The sequence below is a fragment of the Micromonospora sp. KC213 genome (genome assembly GCF_004348325.1).
In the GTDB taxonomy this organism is placed as follows: domain Bacteria; phylum Actinomycetota; class Actinomycetes; order Mycobacteriales; family Micromonosporaceae; genus Micromonospora.
Genome location: NZ_SMKF01000004.1, coordinates 1 through 15,843 on the forward strand (window position 1 = coordinate 1; position 15,843 = coordinate 15,843).

16 protein-coding genes and 2 pseudogenes are annotated in these 15,843 nt (G+C 68.5%); 8 read left to right on the forward strand and 10 right to left on the reverse strand.

The genetic code is table 11. The annotated features are described in order from the left end of the window. The coding region (locus E1166_RS01865) for a ricin-type beta-trefoil lectin domain protein (protein ID WP_165944212.1) at positions 1 to 390 on the forward strand (390 nt) is incomplete at its 5' end. 446 nt (positions 391 to 836) lie between these two features. Continuing rightward, positions 837 to 1,148, forward strand: a complete 312-nt coding sequence (locus tag E1166_RS01870) for a response regulator transcription factor (protein WP_132335199.1) — start codon at positions 837 to 839, stop codon at positions 1,146 to 1,148. Positions 1,149 to 1,489: 341 nt separating this feature from the next. Here E1166_RS01870 and E1166_RS01880 read toward each other — a convergent pair whose 3' ends face one another. Both E1166_RS01880 and E1166_RS01885 read right to left on the reverse strand, forming a co-directional pair. Then, positions 1,490 to 2,734, reverse strand: coding sequence for an NAD(P)/FAD-dependent oxidoreductase (locus tag E1166_RS01880; protein ID WP_165944214.1), 1,245 nt, complete (start codon positions 2,732 to 2,734; stop codon positions 1,490 to 1,492). A 94-nt stretch (positions 2,735 to 2,828) separates the two neighbouring features. Beyond that, positions 2,829 to 3,605 (reverse strand): annotated as a pseudogene (locus E1166_RS01885) (IS256 family transposase); the annotation flags it as partial. Between the two features lie 315 nt (positions 3,606 to 3,920). Here E1166_RS01885 and E1166_RS01890 point away from each other — a divergent pair. After that, positions 3,921 to 4,922, forward strand: coding sequence for a serine/threonine protein phosphatase (locus E1166_RS01890; protein ID WP_132335387.1), 1,002 nt, complete (start codon positions 3,921 to 3,923; stop codon positions 4,920 to 4,922). Positions 4,923 to 5,480: 558 nt separating this feature from the next. On the opposite strand, the gene E1166_RS01895 is transcribed toward E1166_RS01890, so the two are convergent. Beyond that, positions 5,481 to 6,224 (reverse strand): SDR family oxidoreductase, encoded by a 744-nt coding sequence (locus E1166_RS01895; RefSeq protein ID WP_132335389.1) that lies wholly within the window; start codon positions 6,222 to 6,224, stop codon positions 5,481 to 5,483. 192 nt (positions 6,225 to 6,416) lie between these two features. Then, complete coding sequence (locus E1166_RS01900) at positions 6,417 to 6,776, reverse strand: hypothetical protein (protein ID WP_132335203.1); 360 nt, start codon at positions 6,774 to 6,776, stop codon at positions 6,417 to 6,419. 101 nt (positions 6,777 to 6,877) lie between these two features. Here E1166_RS01900 and E1166_RS01905 point away from each other — a divergent pair, with 101 nt between their 5' ends. Beyond that, positions 6,878 to 7,621, forward strand: coding sequence for a class I SAM-dependent methyltransferase (locus tag E1166_RS01905; RefSeq protein WP_132335205.1), 744 nt, complete (start codon positions 6,878 to 6,880; stop codon positions 7,619 to 7,621). Between the two features lie 174 nt (positions 7,622 to 7,795). Here E1166_RS01905 and E1166_RS01910 read toward each other — a convergent pair whose 3' ends face one another. Next, positions 7,796 to 8,194, reverse strand: a complete 399-nt coding sequence (locus tag E1166_RS01910; protein WP_243710081.1) for a hypothetical protein — start codon at positions 8,192 to 8,194, stop codon at positions 7,796 to 7,798. Between the two features lie 749 nt (positions 8,195 to 8,943). Next, positions 8,944 to 9,768, reverse strand: a complete 825-nt coding sequence (locus E1166_RS01915) for a hypothetical protein (RefSeq protein WP_243710082.1) — start codon at positions 9,766 to 9,768, stop codon at positions 8,944 to 8,946. A gap of 255 nt (positions 9,769 to 10,023) precedes the next feature. Here E1166_RS01915 and E1166_RS01920 point away from each other — a divergent pair, with 255 nt between their 5' ends. The 4 genes and pseudogenes from E1166_RS01920 to E1166_RS32620 all read left to right on the forward strand — a co-directional run. Beyond that, complete coding sequence (locus tag E1166_RS01920; RefSeq protein ID WP_132335207.1) at positions 10,024 to 11,505, forward strand: MFS transporter; 1,482 nt, start codon at positions 10,024 to 10,026, stop codon at positions 11,503 to 11,505. A gap of 382 nt (positions 11,506 to 11,887) precedes the next feature. Beyond that, positions 11,888 to 12,109, forward strand: a complete 222-nt coding sequence (locus tag E1166_RS01925) for a hypothetical protein (RefSeq protein ID WP_132335209.1) — start codon at positions 11,888 to 11,890, stop codon at positions 12,107 to 12,109. Positions 12,110 to 12,591: 482 nt separating this feature from the next. Then, a complete protein-coding gene (locus E1166_RS31700; RefSeq protein ID WP_243710084.1) occupies positions 12,592 to 12,804 on the forward strand; it encodes a hypothetical protein in 213 nt (70 codons plus the stop codon). Next, positions 12,804 to 12,905, forward strand: a pseudogene (locus tag E1166_RS32620) (IS21-like element ISAau2 family helper ATPase IstB); the annotation flags it as partial. The gene E1166_RS31700 and the pseudogene E1166_RS32620, both read left to right, overlap by 1 nt. Before the next feature lie 395 nt (positions 12,906 to 13,300). Here the strand turns inward: E1166_RS32620 and E1166_RS01940 are convergent. The 4 genes from E1166_RS01940 to E1166_RS01955 form a co-directional block, all read right to left on the reverse strand. Further along, positions 13,301 to 14,083, reverse strand: coding sequence for a matrixin family metalloprotease (locus E1166_RS01940; protein WP_132335211.1), 783 nt, complete (start codon positions 14,081 to 14,083; stop codon positions 13,301 to 13,303). Positions 14,084 to 14,562: 479 nt separating this feature from the next. Then, positions 14,563 to 14,778 carry a 4-oxalocrotonate tautomerase family protein gene (locus E1166_RS01945; protein ID WP_132335213.1) on the reverse strand — a complete coding sequence of 72 codons (216 nt, stop codon included), beginning with the start codon at positions 14,776 to 14,778 and terminating at the stop codon, positions 14,563 to 14,565. Continuing rightward, complete coding sequence (locus tag E1166_RS01950; protein ID WP_132335215.1) at positions 14,766 to 15,188, reverse strand: nuclear transport factor 2 family protein; 423 nt, start codon at positions 15,186 to 15,188, stop codon at positions 14,766 to 14,768. Before E1166_RS01950 ends, E1166_RS01945 begins: the two co-directional genes overlap by 13 nt. Beyond that, positions 15,185 to 15,790, reverse strand: a complete 606-nt coding sequence (locus E1166_RS01955) for a flavodoxin family protein (RefSeq protein WP_132335217.1) — start codon at positions 15,788 to 15,790, stop codon at positions 15,185 to 15,187. The genes E1166_RS01950 and E1166_RS01955 overlap by 4 nt, the downstream gene beginning before the upstream one ends. Positions 15,791 to 15,843 lie beyond the last annotated feature (53 nt).

Below are 15,843 nucleotides of genomic sequence, written 5' to 3' on the forward strand. Positions count from 1 at the left end.
CCACCGCCCGGTACCGGCCAGATGATCGTGGGTCAGCAGTCCGGCCGGTGTCTCGACGTCCCGAACGCGAGCACCACCAACGGCACCCAGCTCCAGTTGTACGACTGCTGGGGTGGCTCTAACCAGCGGTTCACCCACACATCGAGCAGGCAACTGACGGTGAACGGCAAGTGTCTGGCCCCCTCAGGTGGGGGCACCAGCAACGGCACCCCGGTGGTCCTCTGGGACTGCCAGGGCGGCGCGAACCAGCAGTGGAACGTCAACAACGGCACCATCACCAGCGCGCAGTCAGGGTTGTGCCTCGATGCCGGCGGCACCGGTAACGGGACACGGATCCAGCTGTACGGCTGCTGGGGTGGGGCTAACCAGCAGTGGAATTTCCGGAACTGACCCGGCGCCACGGGGCCAGGCACTGACAAGTCTGACCCCGAAGGCAGGTACGGCTGGGGTGCCGACGATGGTCGGCACCCCAGCCTCCGTGCGGGGCCATCCGGCGAGGTGACCGGTTGGACGGCTTCGGTCAGGGCGTGGTGCCGGTGACCGAACTGCCGTTCGGGTGTCCCGGTACGGGCGGGCGGTGCCGGTGCGGAACGCCGCTTCCGCCTCGGCGACTTCACGATCAACGGTAGGACGGCGGACATGGCCCGCATCGGCGATGTGGTGCCCACGGTGGGTGACCGAGCGGTGGGTGATCATCAACAATCAGGGCGTGCCGCACAACTTCCACATCCACAACGCGCGTTTGCGGTGACTGCCGTCGACGGGCGGCCGCCGTCGCCGGAGTCGTCCGGCCGCAAGGACACGGTGTACGTCGCGCCGGCCAGAGTGGCTCGAGGGTGGTGGTGCAGACGACGTTCGACCTCGACGAGTACGTATTTGCCGCACTACGGGCCGGTGCCAGCGGCTTCCTGCTCAAGAACGCGCCACCGGGCGACCTGCGGCGTGCCGTCCGCGTGGTGGCGGCCGGGCACGCCCGGCTCGGCCCAGCCGTCACCCGGCGCGTCATCAAGCGACACGCTCACCCGGCGGCGGGCGTCTGCGGCCTCGACACGCTGACCCCCCTGCGAACGCGAGATCGCCGACCCGGTCGCCGCGGGCTCACCAGCGAGGAGATCGGCGCCCGGCGGGTGGTAGCGAGTGGACGGTGAAGACGCACATGCGGCACATCCTCGCCAAGCTGCACGCCCGCGACCGCGTTCAGATCGTGATCGCTGTCTACGAGGCCCGCGCCGCGCTGTAGCTCAAACCTTCGGGGTCACCAGCCCGGGGTGCGGTGATAGCGGCATTACGTCAGGTGGCCGCGGAGGTCGACACTGCCACCCGTACTGGTTCGCTGCCACCAGTTGCCGCAACTCCACCCAGGACACCGCCGATCAGTGATCCGGATCGCACCCGGGGGCGCGCCAGCCGCGCGTCACCCCTCACTGTGGGTAGTCGGCGCTCCGCGACGCCCGGGCATTCTGAGCTACCGATGAGCGCGCATCGGGAGCTATCGGGGTGCGGCTGCGCTGTCGAGCTGGACAATCTCGTCGGCAGCACGTCCGCCGGAGCGGAGGGCGCCGCCGACGGTGCCTGGCGCGACGTCGTCGGTGGCTTCACCGGCGAAGTGCAGCGGCCCGCACGGCGCGGCGAGCGCGGCGCGTTGATGACCAGTGCCAGGCGGCTCGGATGAGTAACCACCCAGGGTCCATGGGTCCGTGCCCCAGTCGACTACCTGGGCGTCGGCCAGGGCGCGGCGTACTCGTTCGCCCCAGACCCGAACCAGCGCGGACACCACCCGCTCGACTGGACCCGGCGGTGGGCGCAGGGCCGCTGCTTTTGGTCCCATGACGAACGCCGTCAGCACCGGCGTGTCGGCGTAGGCCGGCCAGACCACGGGAATGTCCTCGTCGAGCAGGACGTAGCTGGCGCCGGCCGGCCACAGCCGGCTGGTGAAGCGCAACAGCACCTTGATGCCTGGATGCATAGCCAACCTGGCGATTGCCTTGCCTTTCGCGGGCGGCAGCGGTGGATCGAACCGCACCATGCCGACCTTGAGCACGCCGAGCGGCACGGTAATGATCGCTCGGCGCGCGTGGTAGCAGCGGTCGGCCTCGACCCGGACGCCATCGCGCATCCAGCGCACCGCAGTGACCGGGGCGTCTCGGACAATCACGCAGCCGGCGGCGACGTAGTCAAGAAGCCGGTCGTAGCCCTCCGCGACACGCGAATGCCGACCGGTCTCCTCGCCATTGGCCATCACCCGCGCCAGGTAGCGCACGCTCAAGCCGTCCAGGTCGGTGCACGCGTCATTGGCCACGCCGACCGCCAGACGGCCGAGTCGTCCGTCAGCGCCGCGGTTCCGCAGCAGCTCACCGAGCGACACGTCGGGGTCGATGTTCCCCGAGCGGACGGTCCGCGCCAGACTTGCGTACCGTCCCATCGTCGGCAACAGCCACGGCAACAACCGCCGCACCCGGCCCTCGTCGACGACACGAGCGCGCCACATTGACATCGCCGGCAGCACGGTCAGGCCAGCGGCGTCCGCCAACAGTCGCGACGGGCTGCGTGAGCCGTGCAGCAACTCCGCGCCTCGCTCGACCGGAAACCCGGCGAAATCCCGATCAGTGTGAACCCGGCCCCCGATCCGAGAGCGTGCTTCCAACACCACCGCCCGCTTGCCGGCCTCACCCAGCCGCCTGGCCGCGGCGAGCCCGGCCGCACCAGCCCCGACCACCACTACATCGGCATCCACACCGACACGGTAGCCACGGCACCCAAAAGGCCACGCCCGCGGACGGGCACCCGAACCGGGCCTGTCTCGCTCAGGGTGTTTCCGGCGATCTTGGTTAGTAGGTTCCAGCGGCTGGGAAGCGGTCGCTGAAGGTGATGGCGAAGGCGTTCAGGGCGGGTTTCCAGCGCATCGTCCATCGGGTTCGGCCTGCTCCGGTGGGGTCCAGGGACCGGTCACCAGGTGCAGACACTCCAACGCGGCCTACTCGTTCGGGAAGTGGCCACCAGGCCTTCACCGCCCGCCGGTAGCGGGCATTGAACGACTCGACCCGTTGGTCCAGCAGATCACCCGCCGGATTTCCACGTCGTAGTCCAGGATCGGAATGAACTCCGCCCAGGCGTTGTCCCACAGCCGGATCACCGCCGGATACCGCCCGCCCCACTTGTCGGCCAGGTCATCGAACGCCGCCCTGGCAGCCTGCGCGTTGACGGCGGTGTAGATCGGCTTGATGTCCCGCTTGATCTCGTCCCAGCACCTGCGGGAGGTGAACCGGAAGGTGTTGCGGATCAGGTGGATGATGCAGGTCTGCACCACCGTCCGCGGCCACACGTTCGTGACCACCTCGGACAGGCCTTTCAGGCCGTCGCAGACGAGGAAGAACACGTCCTTGACGCCGCGGTTGCGCAGGTCGGTCAGTACACTCATCCAGAACTTCGCGCCCTCACCACCCGTGCCGACCCACAGCCCGAGGATGTCCTTCTCCCCGTCGAGGGTGACCCCCGATCGCGGCGTAGAAGGGCCGGTTCGCGACCTGCCCGTCGCGCACCTTCACGATGATGGCGTCGATGAACACCGCCGCGTAGATCTCGTCCAACGGGCGGTGCGACCAGCTCCTTCGCCGCCCGCACCAGCTCGGCCGCGGCTTTGGCCTCGGCCGACGGCTCGGGCCGCTTCCTGCGTCCGGTCTGGTCTTCAGTGTCGCGGTCATCACGGCACCCTCCTCACCAGGCACAACGCCCGGCAGGTCAGGCCGGAAACACCGTTAGATCCACAGACCCACTCCAGGACCACGATCCGCGAAGAGACGGAAGATCGAGTACTGCCGAAAGAGGCCGCTCGGCAATCTGTGAAGGGCTGCAGCTCGATGGCATGATGCAGCGGTGCACATCACGCGGCGTGCCCGTCATGAACGGGGGTTTCGGCTTTGTTGGCCGGCCGTGCCGACAGCGCACTGGCGTCGTTGTTGCAGACCTCGTCACTCGAGGGCGTGGGAGTGGGCGGTGGCTCTTCGATCGCCGACGTCGATGGCGTGCCCGTATTCGTCAAGCGGGTCCCGATCACCGACCGGGAGTTGGCTCATCCGCACAGCACGGCGAACCTGTTCGACCTACCTGCCCGTTGGCAATACGGCATGTATCGCCTGGCTGGCCCGGGCTTCGGTGCGTGGCGCGAGCTGGCCGCGAACCAGAGCGTCACTGAGGGCGTCCTTGCTGGCGAAGCGGAATCGTTTCCGTTGCTGCATCACTGGCGGGTACTGCCAGGCCGGCCGCCGGTCGCGGTCGAGCACCTCGACATCGACGCCGTCGTCGCCCAGTTCGGTGGTAACCAGGGCGTACGTGCGCGGTTTGAAGCCCGTGCGGGCGCCACCGCGAGCCTCGTGCTTTTTCTCGAATATCTCCCCGACCGGCTGCCTCGCTGGCTGAGCGATCCGGTCGGCAGAGCTGTGGTGGTTGAGCGGCAGCTGTTCGAAATGGTGGCTTTCCTGCGTCACCGCGAGGTGCTGCACATGGACGGACACTTCGGCAACATCCGGGCCGACGACGAGCAGCTTTACCTAGTCGACTTCGGGCTCGCTACCTCACCGCGCTTCCACCTGTCGGACGCCGAGCGCGAATTCGCCGCCCGCAACGCCGGCCACGATGCCGACTACGCTTCAATGCGGCTGGTGAACTGGCTGGTTACCTCGGTATGCGGGGCGCCTGTGCCGGCCGGCAGCGGTCCCGTCGCCCGCAACGAGCTTGTGCGCCGATGCGCGACAGGCGACATCCCACGGGCCGTGCCGCCACCCGTGGCGGACATCATCGCCAGACATGCCCCCGCCGCTGCCCGGATGAACGATTTTTGCTGGCGCTTGTTCGACGGCGACCTTCACGCCGAATATCCCGGCAATGAGGATACGGTCGGGATCACTGCGAATTCGGCAAGTTGAGCAAGGGAACAACGCACTCACATCGACAGATCAGTGCGCGGACGACTGACCCACGCCGCAACCTTCCTCACCCACAGGCAGCGGCGCGTGGGCAGGTGGCTGGTCGACTCGGAGCGCTTTGCACTGCGGTCGACGCCGGCGTCAGCCGGCCCTGTCCTACCGATCGGCCGCAACGCCTTCCGGGCCGGAAGTCGTCTTGTGCAGGCTTCGGTCGGATACCCGGCCCGAGGAGAGTGTCGGGCCGGAACCAGTCATCGCTGTCGCTGTTCCGCCTTCCTGGTCGGGGCCCCGCCCGCGCCGCCAGATCATGCGGCAATCAGATGCGCAAACAACGCGAGCGCCACCACCGGCCCTCGCCCCAGCTGACGGTTCCGCCCCGACAACAGAGGGCACCAGCCCAGCAACTGCGACCCGGTCCAGTCTCGCCGCGCGGCGGAATCGCATTCGCAACTGCCACCGAGGGGCGCTAGGCGCCGGCTGGTGCCGTCACGCTCTGGGGCCGGACTCCGGTTTAGGACGGGCCGCGCAAGGGTGGAAAGTATGGCGGCGAACCGATGATCAGATAGTGAAGCCACCGTCGACGTTGACCGTCGCCCCGGTGATGTAACGCCCGTCCGGGCTGGCGAGGAACGCCACCGCGGCGGCCACGTCGGCTGGCGCCGCGTAGTGGCCGAGGGCGGTGAACCCGTTGATCGTGTCGGCATTGGGGCCGTCGGCCGGGTTCAGTTCGGTGTCCGTGGCTCCTGGATTCACCAGGTTCACGGTGATCGCCCTGCCGCCGAGTTCGCGTCCGAGCGCCTTGGTCAGGCCGATCAGCGCGGTCTTGCTCATCGCGTACAGCGAGAAGCCTGGGAAGACTGCCCGCTCGGCCACGTTGCTGCCGATGTTGATGATCCGTCCGCCAGCCGACATGTGGGGCACCGCGGCCTGTGAGGCGACGAACGGTGCCCGGACGTTGACCGCGACAGTCTGCTCGAACTCCTCCAGAGTCAATTGCTCCAGCGGTCCGAGCAGGAATGCGCCGGCGTTGTTGACCAGGATGTCCAACCGGCCCAGTTCACCGGCGACCCGGTCAACGGCGTTGATCACCGCCGCCGGGTCGGAACTGTCCGCCTGCACCGCGATTGCTCGCCGTCCTGCCGCCTTGATCTGGTCCACCACGTCGTCGGCGCGTTGCTGGTTCTGCTGGAACGTCAGCGCCACATCGGCGCCCTCCTTAGCCAGGCGCAATGCCACTGCAGCGCCGATGCCACGGCCACCACCAGTAACCAGAGCTACCTTGCCGTCAAGTGCGTTGTTCATGACGGAAAGCCTGGCCGACAAAGGGACAGCCGTCTGGCGGTAACCGGACGCCGCGTTCGCGTCATCGACACCAACGGCCCCACCTGCCCGGCGGCAACCGCCCCGACCGCACCGCCGAAACAACATCCTCTTCTGCCGTTGCCCGGTCGGATTGGGCTGGCTTGGGAGGCATCTCAGGCAGACGGATATCGGTCAGGTGCGTGTCAGGCGCTCAGCGTGGTCGGCCTCTTCGGCGGTCACCTCGCTGGGTCCGCTGGACCGAAGCCGCCAATGGGTGACCACCCCGTCCGGGCCTAGCAACTCCCCGCCGGACAGGGTGTCGTTGATGCGCTGGCGCACCAGGTCCTCGGCGTCCGGCTCGGCGGCGAACAGTGTCCGGAGTTGGACCAGGTCGCCGACCCGCTCGGTCTGGGTGTGGTGTGCCGCCAGCGGGCATGGCGGTTGATGGTCCCAGTGACCGCAGAGGGCGACGGTTATGGCCGCACCCGGCGCCCGGATGTCGCCATCCGGCTCCAGCACGAGGACCGCCTCGTGCGCGAACGCTTGGCGCATGGAGGCTAGTATGCCGGGCCCGTCCACTCTCATGCCGCCGAGCGTGCGTGCCGCGGCAAATCCGAGTGCGGGTGTCGGTTGGACTCGTGTTGACTTTGCCGGTGGATCGTCAGCGGCTCAGCAGCATCGCGCACTCGCACCACCCGATCGCGGCTCCGATCTTCGGCGTCAACCTCAACCGTCTCCTGCGCCGAGCGGACCGGCAACCGGCGGCCCGTGTCCTCGACCTCGGCTGCGGAGAGGGGGTCTGGGCGCTGCAGGCCCTGGCTCACTACCCCGATGGGCACGCGGACGGCGTAGACGTCAGCCGGTACGCCCTCGAACGCGCCGCGAGCGCTGCCGTCGAACGAGGCCTCGCCGACCGGCTCACGCTGCACGAGCGCGACGCCCGGACGTACGTGCCTGACGGCGATTACGACTTGGTGCTGTGCGTCGGGTCGACACACGTGTTCGGCGGATTCGGCGAGACGCTGGAGTTGGCCGGTCGGCATGTGAATGCCGACGGCATCCTGATGGTCGGTGAGGGGTTCTGGCAGGCCCCGCCGACTCCGCAGGCACTCGCCGCGCTCGATGTGAAGCCGGAGGAATTCACCGACCTCGCCGGCCTGATCGACGCTGCTGAGCAGGCCGGCTGGACGCCGGTGTACGCCCATGTCAGCGACGCCGCTGAGTGGGATGACTACGAATGGTCGTGGATCGGCTCGCTCACTGAGTGGGCGCTGAACAATCCCGGCCATCCGGACGCTGCCGAGGCACTCACCGTCGCCCGACGGCACCGCCATCAGTGGTTGCGCGGGTACCGCAACGTTCTGGGCTTCGTGACGCTGGTGCTACGCCGTATCTGATCGTGGTGCGGTTTCACTCTCATGCCGCCGAGCGCGCTCATGCAGGACAGGGGTGCATCGCGTTGCCTGAAGTGTTCCCGCCGCGCCTCTGTCGCGGCCCTGGATGTCATGAATGCGGCTGGCCCGGCTTGTCCGTGGCGCCGCCCGCCCCCGAGCCTGGTGACGCGGACGGCGTCAATGCGAGAACGGCTCAAGGCACCCAAATTCGGCAGCCGAGGCGGTAACCTCGACCATGACTCGTTCGGGCCGCACGTCCCCGATCACACAGCCCACCTTCGCGAAGTGAACCGCGTACACCGCACCCGGTGGGGGTGTCTCCTGCCCGATCGACGGCCGCATGCCGGTGACCTCGATCGCGTCTGCCTTGATGCCCAGGTCGAGCAGCGCTCGCTGGGTGGACGCCGGCGCGAAGTCCTCCGCCGCGCGAAGTGCCTCAAGCTTGGGCCGGATCCGCGCGGCGAGTTTCTTCCCGGTGCGCTGGTCCGCTTCGGAGAGCCCGTGCCGCTGCTTCCAGCCGTTGTTGTCGCCATGGTTCGGGGGTACGTCTGGCTGCGGGCCGGTCGGCTCCGCCACCACTGCGGGCGACGCCGGCGCACTCGTGGGTATCGCCTCCACGTCGCCGACCCGGGTGCCCGGGGCCGCGCAGCCGAGCGCAAGCAGGGTAAGCGAGGCAGCAGCCGTCGCCCGACTGATCTTCCCCACACACATCGATGACCCCCGTCTATTTCCTTTCGAGAATCTGATCGTACGAGGCACCACCATTTCTCGATGTCCCTCCGCATACGCGCCTGTGGAAACCGTGCGCAAACACCTCAGCCGGCAGGGACCCATCCGCTCATGCCGCGATCCGCGCGTCACTCGGGGTTGCGAGCGGCCTCCTGGATCGTAGTACCCATCTACCGGTGTTGGGGAGCAGGTTCCGCCCGAGGAAGGTCACCAAACTCCTCAACCACCCCCGACCCCTCGGAGCTCTGGCAGGAAGTTCCGGATGAGCGCTCGCCACTGTCTGCCCCACACAGCGGCATCGCCGACAATGTGTTGGACGACATTCAGCGCTTCCTTCATCCACAGCGCGCGCTGGTGTCGGCGGGTCTGGACGGCCATCCGCCCATGGACGTGGCTCTGACTCGAAGGCAACAGTGCCATGGGTGTACGCGCGAGCGGTGTACAGCGGCCCTCGGTCGAGCTCACGGTGGTCAACTCTGCTGATAGTTCACCGCGGCGAACCCGCACGGCTGGTGCAGGTGCAGGTAGTAGGCGCCCTCGCCGTAGTCGTCCAGGTCCGCGCCGCCGATCAGACCCACGTAGTCCATCGGCTGTCCTCAACCGGGGCAGTCGGCGTGTCCGGCCTCCTGGATCCAGTCGGGCCGGCCGCCCAGCGTCGAGCCGCCCCGATCCCATGCGCTGGCCTGATAAGGGCTCTGCCGGGCCTCATCGGTGACCTGCGCCAGCGCCGGCGGATCCTCCGCCTCGGTGGAGCCGAGGTAGCTCGGGCGGGTGTTGCCGGTCCACCAGACCGTGTCACCGGCCGGCGTGACCTGGCTGTACAGCGTCGTATGACAGGCACAGAAGTGACATGTTCCGATCACCAGTCGGCCGGACCAGCCCGTGTGCTCCAGCGCGGCGTCGACGGCGGGATCCGTGGTGTCGAGGTCCGCCGCCGTCCACAGTGGCGACCCACACCACGGACAGGTAGGACCGTCCGCTCGTCGCGGTGTCTCGCGCATGACCCATCGGTACGCGGTGCTGCCGCACAGGTCCCGCCGGCGGCCGTCCGGGCCGACCGTCCAGCCGCCCTCCCGCGCGTAGCTCAGCGCGCCGACGTACAGCTTGTCCGCGCCGGCCGGCGGTTGCGTCGACCAGCGACGCATGGCGCTCTCGGCCATCGGGTGACCAGAGTGCGCCAGGATGACCAGCAGCTGGTTGAGCCGGTCCGGCGTCCGGCCGCCGTCGATGCGCTCGACGACCCGACGGACCACGTCGTTATCCGCCGCCCGGTACAACTTCCCCGGCCACAACACGTCCCGGTCGAGCAGAGAGCCGAGGTACGGCGTCAGCCTCCCCGGATCGGTGTCCGCGATGATGGACAGCTCCTCGATCGCGTCGTCGTCCCCGACGGACACCCTGCTGATCAACTCCTCGATCACGAGGCGATGCTAGCCACGTCGACCAACGGGTCACGCGACGGACCGGACAGACAAGCGTCAACAAATGGCGGCTGGTGACACGTTCGTTACCGGCACCCCGACGGGGCGACGCGGGCGCGTATCCGGCCGGCGTCTCACCGGTACGCCACACGGCGGGTTCCCCTGCGGTTTGAGGGTTGCCTGCCTATCGGTCCTGCATCCCTGCCCCGGGTGGATGAAAAGTTTCCGTAGTCGATTCAACGGAATGCTGGATACATGACTTTCGAAGATGTCCATGAGCGCCGCCGTTGGTATGGGTTGATACTGCTGTGCGCGGCGCAGTTCATCGTCGTGCTGGACGGCTCGGTGATCAACGTGGCGATGCCGACGATCGGCCAGGCGTTCGGCGCTGACCAGCAGGCTCTGACCTGGGTGGTCAGTGCGTACGTGCTGGCCTTCGGCGGCTTCTTGCTGCTGGGCGGCCGGCTGGCCGATTTGCTCGGCCGGCGCCGCATGTTCGTCGTCGGGCTGGTTCTGTTCGGCGTCGCCTCGCTGGTGGGCGGCTTCGCCGGCTCGATCGAGGTCCTGATCGCGACCCGGGTCGTGCAAGGTTTCGGGGCGGCGATCCTGTCCCCGGCGGCGATGTCGATCATCTCGGTCACTTTCCACGATGGCATCGAGCGCAACAAGGCGTATGCGGCCTGGGGTGCGGTTGGCGGTGCCGGCGGCGCGGCCGGTGTCGTCCTGGGCGGGGTTCTGACCCAGTACGCCGGGTGGCAGTGGGTGCTCTGGATCAATGTGCCGATCGTCGCCGGCTGTCTGCTGCTCGTGGTGCCGCTACTTGCCGAGAGGCGTACGGCCATCTCGGACCGGGTCTTCGACTTCGCCGGGGCGACCACCGTCACCGCCGCGCTCACGTTGCTGGTCTACACGCTGATCGAGGCTCCCGCCTGGGGCTGGGGATCGATCCGGACGATCGGCTCGGGGGCCGGCGTTGTGGTGCTGTTCGCCGCGTTCGTGATCGTCGAGCGGCGCTCGCGAGAGCCGCTGGTCGACCTCACGATCTTCCGGATACGTTCGCTGACCGGAGCCAACCTGGCCGGCACCGTCGCCGGGGGCCTGGTTGTGCCGATGTTCTTCTTCCTCTCGCTCTACCTGCAGAACGTGCTGCGCTACGACGCGATCACCACGGGCCTTTGCCTGGTGCCGATGTGTGTGGTGACCTTTGGCATCTCGCTCACGCTCGGCTCGGCGTTGGTGACGAAGTGGGGCTACCAGCCTGTGCTGGCCACCGGTATGGCGCTGCTCGGCGTGGGTCTGGCCTGGTTCGGCCGGGCCGCACCGGACGGCAGCTTCGCCGTCGACGTCCTCGCTCCGGGATTGGTGGCCGGGGCGGGCCTCGGACTGGTGTTCACGCCGTTGTTCGTCGCCGCGGCGACCGGGGTCGACTGGCACCGGGCCGGTTTGGCCAGTGGACTGATCAACACCAGCCAGCAGATCGGCGGCGCCCTCGGTCTGGCCGTGCTGTCCAGCGTGACCTTCGCCCGACTCGATCAGGGCAACGTCGCGACCGCGGAGACACTCACCGACGGATACACCGCCGCCTTCAACGGCGCGGCGGTCGTTGCGGGCATCGGCCTCCTGGTGACCGTCACCGTGATCCGGGCCCGGGACAGCAGGGCACACGTGGAGCTGACCCGCCGATCCAGGACCACCATTCCAACCCCAGCCACAAAATCCAGGGAACCCGTCAGCTGACCGCTGAGCTGATCCGGTGGCCGGGATCGTCGCGACCCGGCCGCCGGACCAGAGCCCTCAATCCAGGACTGGTGCTCCGGCACCTGTTCAGCCAACGCCCGCAATCACCCTAAGACCGCACTTCAATCGGAGGAGATCAGCGGATACGCCGTCGGCCAACCCGACCACCACACCGCGGACGGCGGCACGACCTGGTACAACGGCCTGGCCAGAGACGGCGCAGGGGCGTGCCCGCCGCCGCGCTGCCGGCCACCGAACAGGACCGGCCGGACGACTCCTCGGGGGCGCTGGCGAGGCAGCCGAGCCTCGACCAGGCAGCGCAGACGAAACGTCCACCTCTTGCGCGAACAGTGGCATCTCCTGGTCCAGAACGAACGACAAGATGTTCGGCCCTGAGTACGCACTGGTAGGCGTCACCAGGCAACTGGCGGCGATCGAGGATCTGCTGCATGAGGTGCCGCAGGCGCTACGGCCCGCCGTCGTCCGCTTCGCCGCCCAGTACGCTGGGTTCGCCGCCTGGCTCAACCAGTCGCTCAACGTCTACGACCAGAAGCTCCCAGACCCATGCGGGCGGCGCTGCGCGTCCAGTACGCGCATTCCCTAGCCGCCGCAGGCGAGCACCGCACGGCCATGCGCCTGCTCGACGACGCGCATCGCTGGGCGGCTGACCGTCACCCGGGTAAGCCAGAGGGCGAGCACGGCTCCTACTGCACCAGTGGCTACATCGAAGTACACCGCGCGGCACCCTCGGCATCCGAATAATCCAGTGTCGGCCGGCGGACCCGGAGGCCAATGGCCTAACTCGAGCGGGCTAACGGCTATCTGGAGACGTCGTTCCTGCCCGGGCGCTGCTTCGCCTCACCAGGCGACCTCAACGCCCAACTGTCCGAGTGGCTGGTGCGGGCGAAGCAGCGGCAGCATCGGATGCTGGGATGCCGGCCGGCCGCTGCCACCGGTCGCGCCAGTGGTCGGCTGGCGGCAGACCACCCGGCTGTCCCGCGATCATTACGTGCGCTTGGACGGCAACGACTACCCGGTGCATCCGTCAGTAATCGGCGAGTTGAGGCCACCGCCGACTGCGACCACGTGACGGTGCTCTGCGACGGCCGGCCGGTGGCCCGACACGACCGCTGCTGGGCCAAGCATCAGAGCACCGGCCCCGCCCACCGCCAAGCCACCGCCGACCTGCGCATCACCGCCCAACGCACCCCGGCGACTGCCGTCGACGCCCGATTCGCACGCCGGCCGTTGGCCGACTACGACCGCATGTTCGGCCTCGACGTCGAGGAGGCAGCGTGATGGCCGCCAAGACCAGCCGCGACGTCGCCCCGGACATAGCGTTCCTCACTCGCGCACTGAAGGCGCCGTCCCTGGTCGCCTCCGTCGAACGCCTGGCGGAGCCGACCGACGCCTACGTCAGCAAGGAACACCTGATGGACCTGGCGAGGAAGCTCGATATCCTGGCCGGTCACGGGCTTGGAACCGAACATCAGGTCGGCGAGGCGGTGCGCCGTGGCTGCACAACGGCCCTTGGCGGCGGCTCATCAACCGCAGCAGCAGGTTGCTCGGCGCGTTCTGGTGGTGCCGTGACCAGTAGTGCCCGGGCGAAGGCCCCGGCGCGGTAGCCCTGCCCCGGCCCCCCGGGCGAGGATCGCAACCATGACAGCGCCGGCCACCGCGAGCAGGTCGCGGTGGCCGAGGCCGTGATTGTCGTGTGTGGGTCGCCGAGACGGCTTGGACGAGGTGTCCGCTCAGTTCGCGCTGGCGTGCCGCCGTGCACTACGCCTGGGCGGGATCAGTAGAAGCGCGCGAGCAGCGCCCGGTCGTCGCTGTTCGGGTACTTGCTGACGTCGGATGCGCCGTACGCGTACAGGCAGCTCGACTTCGACGTGTTGTGGCCCAGTCCCAGCACATGGCCGAGCTCGTGGCAGGACGTCTCCCACCGGACGGTCTCGTTGTTGTGGTAGTGATCGTTGAGGTAGACCGAGACGTGGGTGTGGTAGGTCCGGGCGGCGTTGAGGTGGCGCACGGTCTCGCCCATCCAGCCGCTCGCGCCATAGTTGGCGCTGACCACCTCCACGCAGTGAGCGCTGCTGGCGCAGCCGGCGCTCGGCGCGCGGTAGATGGAGTCGATGCCGGAGGCCTTGTTCCACTCGGTGACCGCGCGGCCGACCGGCCACTTGGCGCTGGAGCGGTCGAGGAAGTGGATGACCGGCCGGGGGTTACCCTCCTTGGCCCACTTCACGAAGCAGGTAGCCGAGCTGGCCCAGGTGCGCGCGGTGCCCTGTTTGCACGCGGCGGCCTGTGCGGTGATGTCGTCGTCCTTGCGGATCACGACGTTGGGTACGCCGCTTTCGGTCAGCAGTTGGGCCAGTTCGGCCGGCGTGACGCCAGGCGCCGGCCGGAAGAGCCTCTCGACGACGGTGCCGTCGGCGTTCTCTGTGATCGACAGGACGTCCGCGTGCGCCCCTCCGGCGCCGTCGTCGGCGCTTGCCGGCGTGGCGGCGCCGAGAGCCATGGCCAGGGCAGCCAGGGCAGCCAGGCCCCATGGGAGCAGCCGCCGTTTGGGAGTGTTCACGGTTACCTCATCCGATTTGTTGATCAAGGATGTGGGCGATCGTCACAGTCCACAATGGTCGGTGTCGAGCGTTTGTGAACATCGGCATAACATGCAACCTCGCACGCGATTCTGACGTCGTCAGCTTCCGTGTCGCGTGAGTCGTCGACAAGGGTTCGTCTTCCAGGAGCTCTGCATGGGGACGATACTCAGGGTGACGCAGTCTTGCGGCTACTGTAACGACCTCGTGCGTCTATCCACTCGAACTCGCCCGGCGCACGGCACTGGGGATCCGCCGCGCAAGGCTCATCGTCTACGAGCGCCTCGGCCACAGCCGCACCTTCACCGACAAACGCTTCAGCCGTGACGCCTTGACCTTCTTGTCCTGCGAGGCGGACCGCGGCAAGTGCAATTCTGACGAAGAACCCCACCACACCGGCGTTGCTGGCGCACCAGCCGCCCGGCAGCTGGGTGTACGCCGTCGCGAGCCGGGGCCGTGTTCAGCCCACCGGCGGGAGCGTCCGGCGGCGGTACTCCTGCACCGGCAGGCCGGCCACGCCCCAGTTCGCGAGCGGGATCTCGTCGATCACCACGTGGGTGGTGGCCGGTTCCTTGTCGAGTACCCGGCACAGCAGCTCGGTGGCGCCGGCGATCAGGGCGGCCTTCTGGGCGGTGCTGACCCGCTCGTCGGTGACCCGAATGTTCACGTAGGGCATGTCGTCGACTCCTCCGGGACGAGTTCGTAGTGGAAAACCTTGCTGATGATCTGCCAGCGGCCGTCGAGGTAGACCAGTGCCAGCAGGTCGGTGAAGCGCTTGGATCCGATGGCGCAGGTGACCACGGCGCTGGCGGTGGCCGGACCGGCCAGTTGCACGGCGACGACGCCGTCGCGTCGCGGCTCGCCACGGGAGGCCGGCGCCGGACGCGCCGCCACGACGGGGAGGTACTGGTCCATGGTGAGCCGGGTCAGGGACCCGTCGCTGGCCGTGGCGTACACCGCCCCCGGGTGGAACACGCGGGACAAGCGGGCCGTGTCGCTGTGGTAGAGCCCGTCGAAGTACTCCTGGAGGACCTCGTCGATGTCCGCGCGGGTGGCCGGGTCCGGCTCGCTGAGGGCGCCGCTCACGCCGGGACCGCCTTCGTGAGCTCGGCGCTGTCGGCGGCAGGGCGCCAGTTCAGCGCCATCCGCGCCACTCGTCGGCCCAGGTACTCGGCGGTGCGCCGGTCTGAGGCGGACGGGCCGGCTTCGGGGCCGAGGTCGGCCGGGGACTGGCCCATCGCGCCGAGGAAGCCCGCCAGCCGGTTGAGATCCTCCGGCGAGCCGGTGCTGGTGTGGTTGCCCGGCAGCAGGCCGAGCCCCACCCACACCATGCCGTGCTGCATCGCGAACAGGGCCAGCTGTTGAAGGGTGGCAAGCTTGTCGCCGTTCAGGCCGGCGGAGTTGGTGAAGCCGGCGGCTAGCTTGTCCCTCCACCGCTGCTCGGCCCAGCGGCCGGCGGTGGCATCGAGAAACGCCTTGAACGGCGCGGACGGTCCGGCCATGTACGTGGGGGCGCCGAACACGATGGCGTCGGCCGCGTCCAGCACGTCCCCGTACCGGTCGTGATCGTCGACGGCGATCAGGTCGACCCGTACCCCGGGTACGGCACGGGCGCCCTCGCGCACCGCCTCGGCCTGCACCCGGGTGTGTCCGTACCCGCTGTGGTAGATGATCGCGACTCGCGTCATCGCTACTCCTTGCCTCGTCGATGGCTCGCTCCGGCGCCTTGGCCGGCATGCGA

What these genes read in the sequence shown, in the direction of transcription:
- E1166_RS01895 (WP_132335389.1), bottom strand. Translation starts at nt 6,224, where the DNA reads ATGAACAACGCACTTGACGGCAAGGTAGCTCTGGTTACTGGTGGTGGC.
- E1166_RS01900 (WP_132335203.1), bottom strand. Translation starts at nt 6,776, where the DNA reads ATGCGCCAAGCGTTCGCGCACGAGGCGGTCCTCGTGCTGGAGCCGGAT.
- E1166_RS01920 (WP_132335207.1), top strand. Translation starts at nt 10,024, where the DNA reads ATGACTTTCGAAGATGTCCATGAGCGCCGCCGTTGGTATGGGTTGATA.
- E1166_RS01925 (WP_132335209.1), top strand. Translation starts at nt 11,888, where the DNA reads ATGTTCGGCCCTGAGTACGCACTGGTAGGCGTCACCAGGCAACTGGCG.
- E1166_RS01945 (WP_132335213.1), bottom strand. Translation starts at nt 14,778, where the DNA reads ATGCCCTACGTGAACATTCGGGTCACCGACGAGCGGGTCAGCACCGCC.
- E1166_RS01955 (WP_132335217.1), bottom strand. Translation starts at nt 15,790, where the DNA reads ATGACGCGAGTCGCGATCATCTACCACAGCGGGTACGGACACACCCGG.